Origin of the sequence: Streptomyces sp. NBC_01255, assembly GCF_036226445.1 — a bacterium.
In the GTDB taxonomy this organism is placed as follows: domain Bacteria; phylum Actinomycetota; class Actinomycetes; order Streptomycetales; family Streptomycetaceae; genus Streptomyces.
Map to the genome: position 1 here is coordinate 4,915,460 of NZ_CP108474.1, position 14,334 is coordinate 4,929,793.

At 72.2% G+C, this 14,334-nt stretch carries 16 protein-coding genes and 1 pseudogene; 8 read left to right on the plus strand and 9 right to left on the minus strand.

What is annotated here, in order from left to right; all coding sequences use genetic code 11:
• Positions 1 to 35: 35 nt before the first annotated feature.
• On the plus strand, positions 36 to 566 hold the full coding sequence (locus OG357_RS22140) for an SRPBCC domain-containing protein (RefSeq protein ID WP_329622795.1): 531 nt from the start codon (positions 36 to 38) through the stop codon (positions 564 to 566).
• Positions 567 to 570: 4 nt separating this feature from the next.
• Here OG357_RS22140 and OG357_RS22145 read toward each other — a convergent pair whose 3' ends face one another.
• From OG357_RS22145 to OG357_RS22155, 3 genes and pseudogenes are all read right to left on the minus strand, one after another.
• The gene (locus OG357_RS22145) at positions 571 to 2,130 is read right to left on the minus strand and encodes a hypothetical protein (RefSeq protein WP_329622796.1); all 1,560 of its coding nucleotides are present in this window, start codon (positions 2,128 to 2,130) and stop codon (positions 571 to 573) included.
• Between the two features lie 4 nt (positions 2,131 to 2,134).
• The gene (locus OG357_RS22150; RefSeq protein WP_329622797.1) at positions 2,135 to 4,195 is read right to left on the minus strand and encodes a hypothetical protein; all 2,061 of its coding nucleotides are present in this window, start codon (positions 4,193 to 4,195) and stop codon (positions 2,135 to 2,137) included.
• 115 nt (positions 4,196 to 4,310) lie between these two features.
• Positions 4,311 to 4,391, minus strand: a pseudogene (locus OG357_RS22155) (DUF1772 domain-containing protein); the annotation flags it as partial.
• A gap of 109 nt (positions 4,392 to 4,500) precedes the next feature.
• Between OG357_RS22155 and OG357_RS22160 the strand changes: the two are divergent.
• Positions 4,501 to 5,079: a TetR/AcrR family transcriptional regulator gene (locus OG357_RS22160; RefSeq protein WP_329622798.1), complete on the plus strand. Its 579-nt coding sequence runs from the start codon at positions 4,501 to 4,503 to the stop codon at positions 5,077 to 5,079.
• A gap of 18 nt (positions 5,080 to 5,097) precedes the next feature.
• On the opposite strand, the gene OG357_RS22165 is transcribed toward OG357_RS22160, so the two are convergent.
• Complete coding sequence (locus OG357_RS22165) at positions 5,098 to 6,003, minus strand: arginase family protein (protein ID WP_329622799.1); 906 nt, start codon at positions 6,001 to 6,003, stop codon at positions 5,098 to 5,100.
• A gap of 88 nt (positions 6,004 to 6,091) precedes the next feature.
• Between OG357_RS22165 and OG357_RS22170 the strand changes: the two genes are divergently transcribed.
• A complete protein-coding gene (locus tag OG357_RS22170) occupies positions 6,092 to 7,300 on the plus strand; it encodes a hypothetical protein (protein ID WP_329622800.1) in 1,209 nt (402 codons plus the stop codon).
• On the opposite strand, the gene OG357_RS22175 is transcribed toward OG357_RS22170, so the two are convergent.
• Positions 7,297 to 8,679 carry a S41 family peptidase gene (locus OG357_RS22175; RefSeq protein ID WP_329622801.1) on the minus strand — a complete coding sequence of 461 codons (1,383 nt, stop codon included), beginning with the start codon at positions 8,677 to 8,679 and terminating at the stop codon, positions 7,297 to 7,299. The two genes, OG357_RS22170 and OG357_RS22175, sit on opposite strands and share 4 nt — an antisense overlap.
• A 202-nt stretch (positions 8,680 to 8,881) precedes the next feature.
• On the opposite strand from OG357_RS22175, the gene OG357_RS22180 reads away from it, so the two are divergent.
• On the plus strand, positions 8,882 to 9,337 hold the full coding sequence (locus tag OG357_RS22180; RefSeq protein WP_329622802.1) for a hypothetical protein: 456 nt from the start codon (positions 8,882 to 8,884) through the stop codon (positions 9,335 to 9,337).
• A gap of 97 nt (positions 9,338 to 9,434) precedes the next feature.
• Here OG357_RS22180 and OG357_RS38865 read toward each other — a convergent pair whose 3' ends face one another.
• Complete coding sequence (locus OG357_RS38865) at positions 9,435 to 10,157, minus strand: GntR family transcriptional regulator (protein ID WP_443066712.1); 723 nt, start codon at positions 10,155 to 10,157, stop codon at positions 9,435 to 9,437.
• 162 nt (positions 10,158 to 10,319) lie between these two features.
• Between OG357_RS38865 and OG357_RS22195 the strand changes: the two genes are divergently transcribed.
• Positions 10,320 to 10,649: a hypothetical protein gene (locus tag OG357_RS22195; protein ID WP_329622803.1), complete on the plus strand. Its 330-nt coding sequence runs from the start codon at positions 10,320 to 10,322 to the stop codon at positions 10,647 to 10,649.
• Entirely contained in the window at positions 10,646 to 10,996 is a 351-nt protein-coding gene (locus OG357_RS22200; protein ID WP_329622804.1) for a hypothetical protein, read from the plus strand. Before OG357_RS22195 ends, OG357_RS22200 begins: the two co-directional genes overlap by 4 nt.
• A 31-nt stretch (positions 10,997 to 11,027) precedes the next feature.
• Here OG357_RS22200 and OG357_RS22205 read toward each other — a convergent pair whose 3' ends face one another.
• Entirely contained in the window at positions 11,028 to 11,540 is a 513-nt protein-coding gene (locus OG357_RS22205) for a hypothetical protein (RefSeq protein ID WP_329622805.1), read from the minus strand.
• A gap of 123 nt (positions 11,541 to 11,663) precedes the next feature.
• On the opposite strand from OG357_RS22205, the gene OG357_RS22210 reads away from it, so the two are divergent.
• A complete protein-coding gene (locus OG357_RS22210; RefSeq protein ID WP_329622806.1) occupies positions 11,664 to 12,146 on the plus strand; it encodes a hypothetical protein in 483 nt (160 codons plus the stop codon).
• Between the two features lie 91 nt (positions 12,147 to 12,237).
• Positions 12,238 to 13,173, plus strand: coding sequence for a DMT family transporter (locus OG357_RS22215; RefSeq protein ID WP_329622807.1), 936 nt, complete (start codon positions 12,238 to 12,240; stop codon positions 13,171 to 13,173).
• Here OG357_RS22215 and OG357_RS22220 read toward each other — a convergent pair.
• Positions 13,070 to 13,960 (minus strand): LysR family transcriptional regulator, encoded by an 891-nt coding sequence (locus OG357_RS22220; protein WP_329622808.1) that lies wholly within the window; start codon positions 13,958 to 13,960, stop codon positions 13,070 to 13,072. The genes OG357_RS22215 and OG357_RS22220 overlap by 104 nt on opposite strands.
• A gap of 10 nt (positions 13,961 to 13,970) precedes the next feature.
• Positions 13,971 to 14,324, minus strand: a complete 354-nt coding sequence (locus tag OG357_RS22225; protein WP_317596391.1) for a PLD nuclease N-terminal domain-containing protein — start codon at positions 14,322 to 14,324, stop codon at positions 13,971 to 13,973.
• Positions 14,325 to 14,334: the final 10 nt, after the last annotated feature.

Genomic DNA, 14,334 nt, shown 5'->3' on the forward strand with positions numbered 1-14,334 from the left:
TAGCGGGTGGGGGACCCCGGGGCCACGCTGGAGGTATGAGCGAGATACCCCGGGGCAGGTGCGAGGCCCACGACGGCGACACGCACCTGCTGCGGTACGTCATGGAGCTCCCGCACCCGCCGGCGGAGGTCTGGGAGGCCGTCGCCACCCCCGAGGGCCTGCCGGGCTGGCTGTGCGCGGCGGACCCGCTGGAGCCCCGGCTCGGTGGCCTGGTCACGCTCCGCTGGCTCAACAGCGAGACGGAGGTCTCGGGGCGGGTGACCGCCTGGGACCCCGAGTACGTCGCCGAGTACACGGTCGATCCGCCGCACGGCCGGATCCGGTTCCATCTGGAGCCGGGGTCCGGGGGCGGCGGGTCGACCGTGCTGCGTTTCACCAACGAGTTCCGGGGGACGCGGGAGTACCGGCTGGACTGCCTGGCGGGCTGGCACGACCACTTCGAGCGGCTGGTGGCGGCGCTGGACGGCCGCCCGACGGACTGGGCCGCGTGGTCGCCCGAGCGCTGGGCCGATCTGCGCGTGCTGTACGAGCGGGACGAGGCGCCCTGGCCGAAGTGGGTGCCGTGACCCCCTAGCTCCTCTTCGGTGGCAGGCAGGACGTGCTCGGGGGGTTCTTCTCCGGCCAGGCGATGGCGACGAAGCGCTGGGAGCCGTCCAGGGCCAGTTCCACGATCGGGACCGCCTTGTTGTACGGGTTGCCGTAGTTGTCGAGGCAGATCCAGCCGCTCGCGCCCTGCACCCGCAGCGAGCCCTTCACCTGCGGCCACTGCGTGACCACGTCCGCGAGCTCCGGGTACTGGGCCTCGCGGGGCGTGGCCTGGCGGATCGCGTGGACCGCCGTCGCCATCGCGTCGTACGCGACGATCGCCTGCCCGTCCGCGAGCGGGACCGGCTCCTTCGAGGCGCGGGCGATGTCCGTCTCGAAGGTCGAGTACGCCCCCACCGAACCGCCCGTTGCCGGGACCGGCCGCCCCGGCGCCGGCTTCCACGCGTCGGGGTGGGCGAGCGCGGCGTAGCGGACGGTCAGCTTCTTCTTGAGGGCGTTCCGGTCGAGCTTCTTGTCGGCGCCCAGGTACGAGCCCTCGTCGCCGGTCAGGATGGTGAAGGCGCGGTCGGTGCAGCCGCGCGACCCCAGCGCGTTGATGAACTGGCGGAGCTGGGTGTGACGGCCCGCGAAGAAGACCGTCTCGGCGCGGGTGTCGCAGATCAGGTGGGTGATCTGGCGGAAGGTGTTGGCGGTGGTGCCCTCGTCGGTCGGGTCGGGGGGCGAGGTGAACAGCTGCGGCTCGTAGGGCGCGCCCTTGAGGGAGGCGGCGAAGGCGGACTTGAGGGTGTCCGTGTAGTGGTCGCCGCTGCGGGTGTCCTGGACGAGGAGCGCCTTGGCGGCGTCGACGCGGCCGAAGTGGGCGAGGGCCTTGGCCTCGTCGCTGTTGGTGGGGGAGACGCGGGCGAGGCCGGGGTAGCGGTTGTTTCCGGCGCCGGGGCCGTTGGCGATGTCGTCGGCGGTGATGGTGGTGCCGACGACGGCGATCCCGTCCTCGGTGAGGGCGGTCACCGCCTCCCGCATCTCGGTCGAGGAGGTGGCGATGCCGGAGACGACCCGCAGCCGGTCGGGGGCGCCGGTCATCGACGCCAGCTGCTGGGTGACCGACGGCCAGTGGGCGTTGCCCCGGCCGGTGTTGGCGAGGACGAGCCGGATCTTCGGGGTCTGGTTGTTGGACTCGTGGTTGGCGCGGTACTGGTAGGCGTACGCGCCCTGCACCTCGTGGAGGACCTTGGTCCGCATGCCTCCGTCGGGGGAGGTCAGCGGCAGGAGCACGGCGACGGTCGCGTACTCGCCGGGTGTGAGGGCGGCGTTCTCGCGGCCGATGGCCTCGGCGACCTCGGCGAGTTCGGGGATGCCGAAGGCGTGGCCGTCGCCGTTGACGCCGACGCACTCGGAGCTGCCCTCCGGGCGTTCGACGCCCGCCGCGCAGGAACGGTCCTCCGGGGTGGTGAGCCGGGCGATCCCGTATCCGCCGAGGCCGATGACGACGGCGGCCGTGACGACTGCGGCGACGAGCTTCTGGCGGGGGGTGCGGACGCGGCGGCGCAGCCGGTCGGTCAGTCCGCCGTTCGGTCGGTCGGGCATGGCGTCAGACTCCGTCCTCGCGGCCGGGCGGCAGCGAGAGCTCCCGCCAGGCGCGGATGTCGCGCGGCCAGTGGGTGGCCGCGTCCCAGAGCGAACCGCTGCCCGTCAGATGGCGGCCGGACAGCCTGCGCAGCTCGTGCGCGAGCCGGTCGGCCACGTCGTCGTCGGGCAGTGCGAGCGGATCGGTGAGCAGCCATACGGCGTGCAGCAACCGCCGTACGGAAAGGTGGAGTTCGATGCGGTCGGCGTCGAGTCCCGCCGGGAGGTCGCCCGTCGGGGCCTGCCCCAGGGCGATCGCCCGGCGCGGGTCGGGCCCCGAGTGGTCCCGCTCGCGCGGGTACGGGGCGGCGGCGACGAACTTCAGCCGTCCGAGCCAGCCGAGGACGTCCTGCTCGGGGAAGGTGGCCCGCAGGTGGGTGACGGCCTCCTCGGTGCGGCCGAGCGCGAGGTCGTGGTGGAGGCGGTACGGGCCGGGCTCGGGCCCGTAGTACCGGTGGAGGGTCTCGTGGACCGCGCGCCAGGACGCGTAGCGCGGGTGGTCGTCGTCCTCGAAGCGGAGCCGGTGCAGGAGCAGGGCGCGCAGGAGGGGGTCGGCGACGAAGTGGCGGGGGCCGTCCTGCCAGTCCTCGGCGCGGAGCCGGTCGCGGACGCGCAGCGCCACGTCCCCGTCCAGGGACTCGCCCTGGAGCCGGGCGTGGGCGAGCACGCGGGCGGACCCCTCGTCGTGGGTGGCGGCGAGCACGGCGTACGGGCCGGGGCGTCGCACCGGGAGCAGCTCGGCGAGGAGGGTGGGGGCGACGGGCACCGGCGGGGTGTCCTCGCGCAGCTCCACCGTCAGGTCGAGGAGTCCGCCCGGGGTGAGGGCGGCCCGGAGCTCTGCCGGGGCCTCGCCGGCGGCCCGGCCGAGGAGGGCCACGCCGAGCGGGCGGCCGCCGGTCAACCGGTGGACGGCGCGGGCGAGTTCGGGTGGTGTGCGGCCGGCCGGGTCGTGGTGGTCGAAGGCGGTGCGGGTCTGGGCGGGGGAGAGCGGGGTGAGTTCGACGGCGAGGATGCCGGAGCTGACGCCCGTCCCGCGCGGGCAGGGCGCCCGGTGCGCGGTCTCCGGCAGCCGGGACCTGGTGGCGTGCCGCAGCGCCTCGTGCTCACGGACCCGGGAGGTGGCGAGGACGACGGTCCGGTCGCGGCGGCCGGTGGCGCGGGCGCGCAGGATCGGTTCGACGAGCTGGCGGCCGAGCGGCTCGTGGGCGTTGTCGAGGAGGAGGAGCGGTCTGCCGATCCGGGTGCCGCGCCGGAGTCCCGTATAGGCGTGGAGCAGGTCCTCGGTGAGGGCGACGACGAGGAAGTCCTCGGCCTCGCCACGGCGCCGGCCGCCCTGCTCGAAGTCGATCGCGAGCTGCCGGAGGCCGGCCTTGCCCCGGCCGCCGGCGTTGCGGTAGCTGCCGTACCAGTTCTCGGAGGCGCGCTGGAACCGCCCGAAGACCTCTTCGAGCACGGTCTCGACGGTCGCCTCGGCGAGCAGTCCCGCCATCGGCACGGTGGCCTCGGCGAAGTTCGCGGCCAGCTTGGCGAGGACCTTGGAGACCCAGTTCCCGGCGGCGCCCTTCGTCGCGTCGACGGTCGCGAGCAGCGGCCCGAGCTGCTGGAGGTCGTTCCTGGCCCGCTCGTCGTCCTCCTGGGACCAGCCGAGCGAGGCGACGGCGACGAGCCCGAGCGAGAGTCTCGGGAACTGTACGGGTTTCGCGGCGAGCACCTTCGGCGACAGCTGGACGGCGAGCTCGGTGAGCGCGCCGGTGACCTGGCTCCAGCCGGGGCCGTGGTCGGCGGGCGGCTCGACGTGCGCGCAGTCGAGCAGGGCGAGCGGCGTGTAGCCCTTGTAGCGGTTGCGGACCTCCTTGAGCAGGGAGGTCTTCCCCATGCCGCGCCCGCCCGTGAACACCGTGACCGGCGGATCGTCGCCGTGCTCGTACGCGACCCGCGCGGCACCGTGCCGGGTGAGCCCACTGAGCCGTGCGACGAGACCACTGTCGTGCAGGACCGCTTCGCGTCCGTAGAGCTCCCTGTCCACCGGCCACCCCCCTGCTTCCCCCTGCTACCCCACGAGATGCGCCCCGTCACATCATCAAGTCCAGGATATCGACAGGGTGTTGGGATCACGTCAACCTTTGCGAGGTTGGTGGGTGTCAGGTGAGGGCGGTGACCAGCAGGGTGAAGGCGGCGATGACGACGGCGACGCGGACGTGGTGGAAGCGGTCCCAGCGGTCCCAGCGGTTCGTCTGCATGACGACCCCTCCTGGGATCTAGTGTTGCTAGATGGCGGGGCGGCGCTAGTGCTGCTGCCGCTTGATTGTCTAGCGATGCTAGGATGGAGGTATGTCGGTACAGGAACGCAAGGAGCGCGAACGAGCGGTCCGCGAGCGCCTCATCGTGGCCACGGCCCGCGAACTCGCCGAGCAGCAGGGCTGGGACGCGGTCACCACCCGTCGGCTCGCCGAGCGCATCGAATACAGCCAGCCCGTCCTCTACAGCCACTTCCGCGGCAAGCGCGAGATCATCGGCGCCGTCGCCCTCGAAGGCGCCGCCGAGCTGGCCGCGGCGGTGCGGGCCGCGACCTCCGCCGCGGACGGCCCGCGCGCCCGGGTCGCCGCCCTCGCCCGCGCCTACCTCGACTTCGCCGAACGCCACCCGGCGGTCTACGACGCCATGTTCCAGCTCGACGGCGGCCTGGCGTTCGCGGACGAGGAGACCCCGGAGCCTCTGAAGGACGCCTTCGCCGCGCTACTGGAGACTCTCGTCGAAGTCGCCGGGGAAGGCGTCCACCCGGGAGTGTTCACCGAGGTGTTCTGGGCGGCCCTGCACGGGCAGGCGACCCTGGCCCGGGCGGGACGGCTGCCTGCGGAGTACGCCGAGGGGAGAGCCGAGCTGCTGGTGGACCGGCTCGCCGTGGTCTGACGCGCCGCCGTCACGGGTCTACGGTGACGAGCGCGGCCTCGTCAAGACCGGCGGGCCCTCGGCCGCCAGGGCCCGCTGCAGGCAGTCGGTCAGGCGGCCGGCGATCGTCCCGTCGGGGTCGAGTCGGGGGTTGAAGATGGTGACATCGAACCCGACGGCACGCTCCTGGCCCAGGGCCGTCCTCAGCACGTCCTCCAGTTCGGCCCAGCTCAGCCCGCCGGGCTGCCGGTAGTCGACGGCGGGCATGATCGCGTCGTCCAGGACGTCGACGTCAAGGTGGACCCAGAACCCGTCCCGCTCGGCGAGCCGGGCAACGGCGCCGCGCGCGGCCTCGACCGCGCCGGCCGCGCGCACGTCGTCGAGGGCGAGGGCGTACAGCCGCGGCGGGAGCGGTCGGCTCCCCGCCGCGGCGGACTCGTCGGCGTCCCGGAACCCGAACGCGACGACGTCCTCGTCCCGCACCAGTGGCTCCCGCCCCTCCAGATCGGCGAGCGGCCGCGGGCCGCGCCCGGTGGCCAGGGCGAGTTCCATCGACGCGACCTCGCCGGTGGGCTCGGCGGACGGCTGGTAGAAGTCCGTGTGTCCGTCGAGGAACAACAGCCCGTACCGCCCCCTGCGCCGCAGGGCGAGCAGGTTCCCGAGCAGGATGCTGCAGTCGCCACCCAGGACGACGGGAAAGCGCCCGGAGTCGAGCACCTCGCCGACGACGTCCGCCAGCTGTACGGAGTACCGCGCGATCCCGCCCGGGTTGAGCACCCCGGTCACGGCGTCCCTCACCGGGTCGTACGCGGGCGGTTCGACCCGTGCGACCCGCACCACTCCGCCGAGCACGGCCTCCGGCAGCTCCTGCACCCCGGACGGCCGCAACCCGAGCACGGACGGGGCCTCGACGACGGCGAGGCCACGCTCGCCGGGCAGCGTCATACGTCCATGGTGTCCCCATCGGGCAGACCGTGCGCGCGCCGGTGAAATCGGCCTGCTCAGGGCGTTTCCCGGGCAGTAACATCCCCGGATGCGAAGCATCGAGACCCTGGTACCGCAGGCCGGATTCCATGACACCGCAGGCTTGCGGGAGGTCGGCGCGGAGGAACTCGCCCGGTACGTGGCGGACCCGGGACACCCGTGGTGGCGGCGCCGGCCGTGTGTGATCGCGCTGACCGGCCGGGTCCCCGAACGGTACGTCCCCGAGCTGATCGCGTGCGTCCAGGACCCCCAGGACACCCCCGAGGTGCGCAGGGCCCTCCTCGACCTGCTCGCCGACCGGGCGGAGCTGCTGCCGTGGCTGCGGCACGAGGATCGTGCGTCCGACACCTCGTACGGCATGGGAGAGGCGTTCCTCAAGGCGCGGGGCCTGCTGGGCGACCGTTCGGCGGCGCGCGAGCTGGCGACGCTCGCCGCCTTGCCGCAGCGGAGCGCCCGCGACGCGGGCGATGCCGGTCTGGACGGGCTCGTGGACCGGTACGGAGCGGACGCGATCCTGGCCGATCTCGGCGAGGACCGCCCCGAGGACCGGGAGTTCCGCGTCTGGATGCGGTACCGCGCCGACGAGGACGTGACCTACGCGCTCGCGGACCCGGACCGGCGGGTCGGGTACGTCGCCCAGTCGCTCGCGACCGACGCGGACCGACTGCGCGCCTACCTCGACGAGGCGCCGACGACCGAGGCGAAGGTCTGGGCGGCGTACGCGCTGTACGGCCTCACCGAGGACAGGGCCGAGGCCCAGGCGGTCTACGAACGTCTGGGGCGCCCCCGGGTCGAGGTCGAGGGCCTGGACGAGGAGCTCCGCGGTGCGATCGTCCACGAGTACGGTCCCGGCTGCGAGCGCCACAGCGACCCGCGGTGGCGGATCGAGGCCGTGTGCGCCGAGCCGCCCGCCCGTCCCGACGTGGACGAGCAGCTCCGCCGGGCGACGGCCGCCCTCACGGCGGCCGGCCTGGCTCCGAAGCCCCCGGTCTCCTGCGGCGAGGACAACCAGCAGGGGGACGGGACGTACCACGTGATCGAGGTCGGTGGGGACCGGCTCCTGATCAGCACCCTCGGCCCGTTCGCGACCGCCGAGGAGGACGCTCCCGACGCCGCCTGGCGTGCGCTCGAATCGGCGGGCTTCCGCTGGATCGACGGGGAGACGGGAGCGATCCGGGTCACGGACCTCTGCGTCTACTACTTCGGCGGACGGAACGCCATCACGGTCGACACGGCGCTCTTCTACTGGCAGGACTAGTCCCGCAGGACCTTCACGGCCCGGTCGAAGGCCGAGTCCTTGTTCCCGTCGAACTCCTCCGTGGTGAAGACCGGCTCGGTGAGGTGCGGCGGGATGCCCGCGCCGTCGAAGGTCCTGCCCGACCGGGTCAGCAGCTCCTCGTTCGGCAGCCAGACCGACATGCCGTTGGGGAGCTTGCGCACCATGATGTCCGAGAAGACGCCCTGCGTGGGCTGCCCGATCCGCACGGTCCGGCCGGGCCGGTCCATGAGGGCCTGGGTGAAGGTCTCTCCCGCGCTGACGGTGGATCCTCCGGTCAGCACGGCGATCGGTCCGGTGTAGCGGGGGCCCTTGGCGGGCGTGACGTACAGCGGCTGGGGGCGCGTGTGCCGGGTGGGGTCCGCGGGATCGTTGCGGGCCCGCTTGGAGTAGGCGAGGTAGGGGGTGTCGGTCAGCCGCCCGGCGATGTGGAGCCCCATGGCGTCGGAGCCGCCGCCGTTGACCCGCAGGTCGATGACCAGGCCCTTCAGGTGCCGGGTGCGCTCCTGGTCGAGGACCGTGTCCAGCGCCCTGTCGAGCTCGGCCAGCTCGGCGGCGTAGGAGGCCTTGTCGCCCGCGTAGCCGCCGAAGCCGGAGATCCGCAGGTAGCCCTGCCCGCCGGGGAGGTCGGCGTAGGTGATCCGCCCGGCGGCGAAGTCCTGGAGGTTCCGGGCGTCCTTGAGGTCGCGCTCCACGACGAACTTCTTGACCTTGGCATCGAGCGTCCCGCCGGGCATGACGGTGCCGGGGCGGGCCTGCCCGAAGAGCCGGTCGGGGTAGCCGTCGCCGTCGCCGTCGACGTCGCAGACGGCGACGTGGGCGTCGTAGAGCGGCTCCACCATCTTGCTGAAGACGGCGAAGAGTTCGTCCGGGGTCGTCCCTTCGTGGACCGTGGGCCGGTACCGGTCGCGTACGGCGTGCCAGTCGATGCCCTTGGCGGCGAAGAAGGGGTAGTTCTCCTCGAAGGACTGCCAGAAGACGTCGAAGGAGGCGAGCGGTCCCCCGGGGGCGGAACCCGTGCAGGCGTCGGGCAGTTCCGTCATCCGGCGCAGGTTCCGTTCGCCGACGTCGCCGTCCAGCCGTACGGAGGCGCGGTCGCGGTCCCCGCGGATGCGCACGGTGAGGACGGTGTTCCCGGGCGTGGTGTAGGTGCCGGGGCCGGTCCGCCGCGCGGTGTCGCCCGCGATGCAGCTGACGGCGGTGGTCTGGTACTCCTGGAGGGTTCCGTTCCGGATGGACAGCACAGTGCCGTAGCCGTCGGTGCGCCAGATTCCGTCGGTGGACGGCTGGTGGGCGGTGGCGGCCGGCGCGGCTGCGCCGACGAGGGCCAGGGCGACGGCGGTGGCCGTGACGATGCGCACGATCTTGCCTTCTCTGTAGGCGACTTGCTGGGTACCGCCCCACCGTCGCCGACACGGGACCCACCGGGCCATCCGGCTGTCCGGCCGATCGGGGGTGGGGCCAGCCCCCGCCACTCGCGGCACCCGGGACCACCGATCACCGCAGCTCCTGACGCCAATCCCTCCGTCGGGCGCCCGACTTGGGGTGGGTACGGTAGGGGTCATGATCAGATTGACACGAGGTGCGGCGGGGGCCGCCCTGGGAGCGATGCTTCTCCTGACGGGCTGTGAGACCTCGGACGCTTCGGCGAATCCGTACGACGCGAAGCCGCAGAACCCGGCAGAACAGGCCGCGAAGCCGGGCAGTACCGACCTGGCCATGGTCGTCGGTGAGTGGAAGGAGACCGGCACCGAGGGCGACACCCCCTGGACGCTGCGGATCTCCGCGGACGGGACGTTCTGGACCAGCGACGGGAGCGACACCTGCGAGGGCGGCGTGCAGGCCGTGCAGTCGGAGGCGGACAAAACCTGGCGCCACTTCCTCGCGCAGGTGGACTGCGGCTGGGCCGGCAAGCAGACGACCCCGCTGCGTCTCGGCGAGGTGGACGGCGAGGAGCGGCTGATCCTCACCAACGACTCGGGCCAGGGCTCGGAGGAGACCTACCAGCGGGTCGGCTGACCGCACGAACGCCCAGCGGCCTGCCGGACGGCGACGCTGGTGTTGATGTACGCGCCGTCGGCCGGCACGGGCACGCCCTCGCAGTACTGGGCCCTGCCTAGGGCTCTTCCCCGATGTCCTCGTGCCAGAGCGCGGGGTGCGCGGCGATGAACTCCCGCATGAGCGCCACGCATTCGGCGTCGTCGAGGACGATCACCTCGACGCCGTGCCGGGTGAGCCAGTCGTGCCCGCCGTGGAACGTCCGGGCCTCGCCGACGACGACCCGTGAGATCCCGAACTGCCGGACGAGGCCGGAGCAGTACCAGCACGGCGACAGGGTCGTGACCATGGTCGTCCCCCGGTACGAGCGCTGCCGCCCGGCGGCCCGGAACGCGGCGGTCTCGGCGTGCAGGGAGGGGTCCCCGTCCTGCACGCGCCGATTGCGCCCGCGCCCGAGGAGGGTGCCGTCGGCGCCGTAGAGCGCGGCCCCGATCGGAATCCCGCCTTCGCCGAGCCCGTCCCGCGCCTCGGAGAGGGCGGTGCGGAGCCAGCGCTGTGCCTGTTCCCGGTCGATGAGGGGTTCCGCCGTCGAAGGGGTGCTCACTCCGGTGGTGGGTGCGACGAAGGAGCCCTTGCCGGGCACGGTGTAGATCAGTCCGTGCTTGCGGAGTTCCTGCATGGCCCGGCGGGCGGTCAGCACGGCGATGCCGTACTCCTCGGCGAGGCGGGCCGGCGTGGGGACCATGCGGTCGGGGGCGTACTCCCCGGTGGCGATCCGCGCTGCGATCACGTCGGCCAGCTGCACGTACAGCGGGCGTCCCGACTTCGGGTCAAGGCTCATAGGTCAACGGTAGATAGTCATACAAAGACACGTTCGGATGGATCTAGCTACATAGTGATGCAGCAGTGTGTAGCACTCACTACGGTGAGGGGAACGCAAGACCCCGGCGACCGCTCGAACGGCCCCGGGGCATGGCCACCAACTACCAACGGAGTTGATGACGTGCGGAACCCTATCGCGCGCGTACTGGGCAGGGCGCTGATCCCCGTACTGCTCGGGCTGCTGATGCTGACCCTGCCTGCCACCGGCAGGCACCGCCCCCGCCCGGCGACACCGTCCCCCGCGCCCCGACACCGCGCGCCCTCCCGGCGATCTCCCTACGCCCGCGAGCAGACCGCACTCCTCGACGGCGCCCGATCGCCCCTGGAGCGGCCCTATTTGGCGGCGGACTCGGCACGGACCGTGCAGCGGCGTCGGCGGCGGGCGCTGTGGCTGGCGACGGTCGGGGTGGACGTCGACCACCGCAACATCCACGCCGGGAGCGCCCGATGAGCCGATGCGGGGCGCGGCGGTCCGTGTTCGACGTCGCCGAGGCGGTGCGGCCGGTGTGGGGCGGCTCGGTCTGCGTGCTGGCCGTGGGGCACGACGGTCCGCACCGCGACCGCGCGGGCGACGGCTGGTGGGTGACGCCGGAGATCGCCGACGCGGTGGCCGTGTCGCTGCTGACCCGCGTCCTCGCGCCCGAGCCGGAGTTCCGGTCACCGCGCTGCATCGTCGGCCGCCACGACCGCTGCCGGGACGGGGTCCCCCGCGACAGCGGCGTACAGGGAGTCCGCTACCTCGTGTGCGGGTGCCTCTGCCATCCGGCGCCTCCGCCCCGGGCCGGCGACCGTCCATGACGTGCGGCGCCGGCGGGCCTCCTCGGTCTCCCTACGGGGCCGCCTGGGCGTCGTTGGCTGCGAATACCGTGTCGGTGGCACAGGGCTTGCCGTCGAACCGGTCGGAACTTCCGCCGCCCAGCCCCACCTTGTCGCCTTCGCGGGCGAAGAGCTTGCCGTCGGCGTCGTACACGGCGGCCTTGCCGCTCTCCTCGCGAACCGACCAGCCGTGGCCCCAGACAACGGCAATCGGCTTCTCGCTCCGGGCGGTGGTCACGGCGACGCAGTTGTCGTCGGTGACGACGAGAGTCCCTGGGAGATGGGCGTAGAGGCTGGGAGTCGGGTCGCCCGCACCACGGGTGATGATCTTCACGGAGGGCTTCTCGTTCGCCGTGACCTGCGAGTCGCCGTTCGTGGCCTTCGCCGGTGCGGGGGCAGCCGCCTTCGTGCTCTCCGCGTCGGCTCCTCCGCACGCGGAGAGCGCGGCAGCGAGGAGCAGGAAACCCGCGAGGGCATGGATGCCACGGCGGGTTGCCTCGGGACGTCGATCGCGGTTCTCGGGCATGGCATCCGACTCCTTCGACCTCTACGGGAGAACAACGTATCCCGCGCCAACTCCCTTTGCAGAGAGTCAGGTTCATGATGGATGCTCACAGAGCGCTATCGTGTGGTGACTGTGGGGAGGCGCATGAGCAGGAAAGCGACGGCCTTGGTGGCGGGCGGGGTGGTCGCCGGGGCGTTGGCGTTGGGCGGCTGGTCCGGATACCGGTATCTGGAGGGGCAGGTCTCGTCCGGGTGTGTCCTGCGGGTGTACGACGCCACCAGCGTGGTGGACACCGCCTCGTACGCCGAGAACGTCTTCACCGGGCGCGTGGTGGCGTTCGTGGAGCGGCGCGTGGACGAGTCCTGGACGACGGACGTCTACCGGGTCGACGTCGTCTCGGTGCTGCGCGGGGACGTTCGGGGCGCGGTGCTCGTGCCTTTCGCGCCGGACGAGGCGTCCGCTCGGCGGTTGGTGGACGGCGAGACGTACGTGTTCGCGACCCAGCCTAAGGACGCCGACGGGTACTGGCTGATGTTCCAGGGAGAGATGAAGCCCGTGGACGACGGGGAGTTGCTCCTGTGGAAGGCGGCCGTGGCACTTCCGAGGGAGGGGGAGGGGGAGTCGTAGAACCCCCATCGGTCCCGCCGATCGCCCCCATCGGGAGGACGGGCCACTGGCTCGTGGACCCGGCTCCCCTCCCGCTCGTAGCGTCGCTGTCATGAGAAACGAGACCAGGGGAACCGTCGAACTCACCCTCGCCATGGTGCTCTCCGGCACGCTCGGCGTCTTCGTCGTCGAGTCCGGGGCTTCGCCCTTCGAGGTGGTGTTCTTCCGGTGCCTCTTCGGGGCCGCCGCGCTCGGGGCGTACAGCCTCGCCCGGGGGTTCTTCACCGGGCACGGGTTCACCCCGAAGAAGCTCGGGCTCGCTGCGCTCGGCGGGGTGTTCATCGTCTTCAACTGGGTCTTCTTGTTCGAGGCTTACGAGGCCACCTCGATTTCGCTCGCCACCGTCGTTTACCACACGCAGCCGTTCTTTCTTGTGCTGCTCGGGGCGGTATTCATGAGGGAGCGGATATCAGGGGCAAAGCTCGGGTGGCTCGCACTCGCCTTCGGCGGGCTCGTGCTCGTCTCCGGCGTGCGGCCCGGGGACACCGCCTCCCTCAAGGGGCTCGGCTTCGCCCTCGCCGCCGCCGTGCTCTACGCCCTCGCCACCTTCGTCACCAAGCGGATCACCGGCGTACGGCCCCATCTGATCGCGCTCGTCCAGGTCCTCGTAGGGCTCCCGCTGCTCCTGCCCTTCGTCGACTTCGGCGCCGTCGGCGGGATCGGGGGCGGGTGGCTGTGGCTGGGTGGGCTGGGCGTCATCCACACCGGGCTCATGTACGTGCTCATGTACGCCGCTTACGCCAAGCTGCCCACCGCCAAGATCGCCGTCCTCGCCTTCACCTACCCCGCCGTCGCCATGGGCGTCGACTGGGCGGTGTACGGGCACCACATCGGGCTCGTTCAGGCGCTCGGCGTCCCGCTCATCGTCCTCGCCAGTCTCAAGGTCACACTGGCCGGCTCTGCTCGGACACCAGTCGCCGCGCCTGCTCCACGAACAGCCGGACATGCGCCGGGAGCTTCTTCCCCCGTCGCCACGCGAGCTGTGTGAAGAGGGTGAACGGGGCTTCCCAGTCCAGGGCGATCAGGGTGCCGGAGGTCAGTTCCTCCGCCACCGCCACCCGGGGGAGCAGGGCCACGCCCAGGCCCCCGGTCACTCCCCGCTTCGTCGCCTCGATCGTGCCGAACTCCATGAAGGGCGGCGCCCACTCCCGCAGCTCCGCCTCGAAGAGGTCGCGGTACGGGCAGCCCGGTTCGGTGCCCACCAGGCGGGCCGCGGCCAGGTCCGCGTTCGTGAGTCGCGTACGGCCCGCCAGGGGGTGGCCCGGGCCGGCGACCAGGACCAGCGGTTCCGGCGCGAGGACCTCCGACTCCAGGCCCTCGTGCTCCGTACCGGGCTCCATCAGGAAGCCCACGTCGTACGTGCCCTGGCGCAGCGCCGCCCGGGTCTCGTCGCCCAGGGTGGGGCGCAGCGTCAGCCGCACCTTCGGGTAGCGGTGGTGGAAGTACTCCAGGAGCGGCGGCAGCCGGTAGGAGGTGAGGGACTCCATCGTGCCCACGGCGATCGTCCCGGACGGTTCGGAGGCGGTGGAGACCGCCGTCCTCGCCTCCTCCGCCAGCTCCGTCATCCGGCGGGCGTACGGCAGGAGCCGCTCCCCGGCCTCGGTGAGCCGGATGCGGCTGCCGAGCCGCTCGAAGAGCTCCACGTCGAGCGACGACTCCAGGGAGCGGATCTGACCGGTGACGCTGGACTGGGCATAGCCGAGGTCGGCGGCCGCCCGGGTGAAGGAGAGGACGTCGGCGACCTTCTCGAAGGTGAGGAGGAGTCGCAGTTCCATCGGTCCTCCGTCAGCTCTCGGTGTCCTCGCCGCTCTCGCGCTTCCTCAGCTCTTCCTCGCGGCGGCGGAGGTCCGCCTCCCGCTCCTCGAACCCCTGGGTGTTCTCGTCCTTCAGGGACTTCAGGAACTCCGGGTTGTCGTCGGGGGCGACCCAGCCGCCCGCCCTGCCCCGCGCCCCGGCCGGGCGCCGTACCTTGCCCGCGAAGAACCAGACGATCGGCCCGACGATCCAGAACAGCAGGATGATGATGACCCAGACCACCTTCGGCAGGTGCTTGGTCTCTTCCTCCGGGGTGTTCAGGCAGTCGATGAAGGCGTAGATCGTCAGCGCCAGCGGCAGGATGTACAACAGCGCCCTGAGCATGTGGGACAGC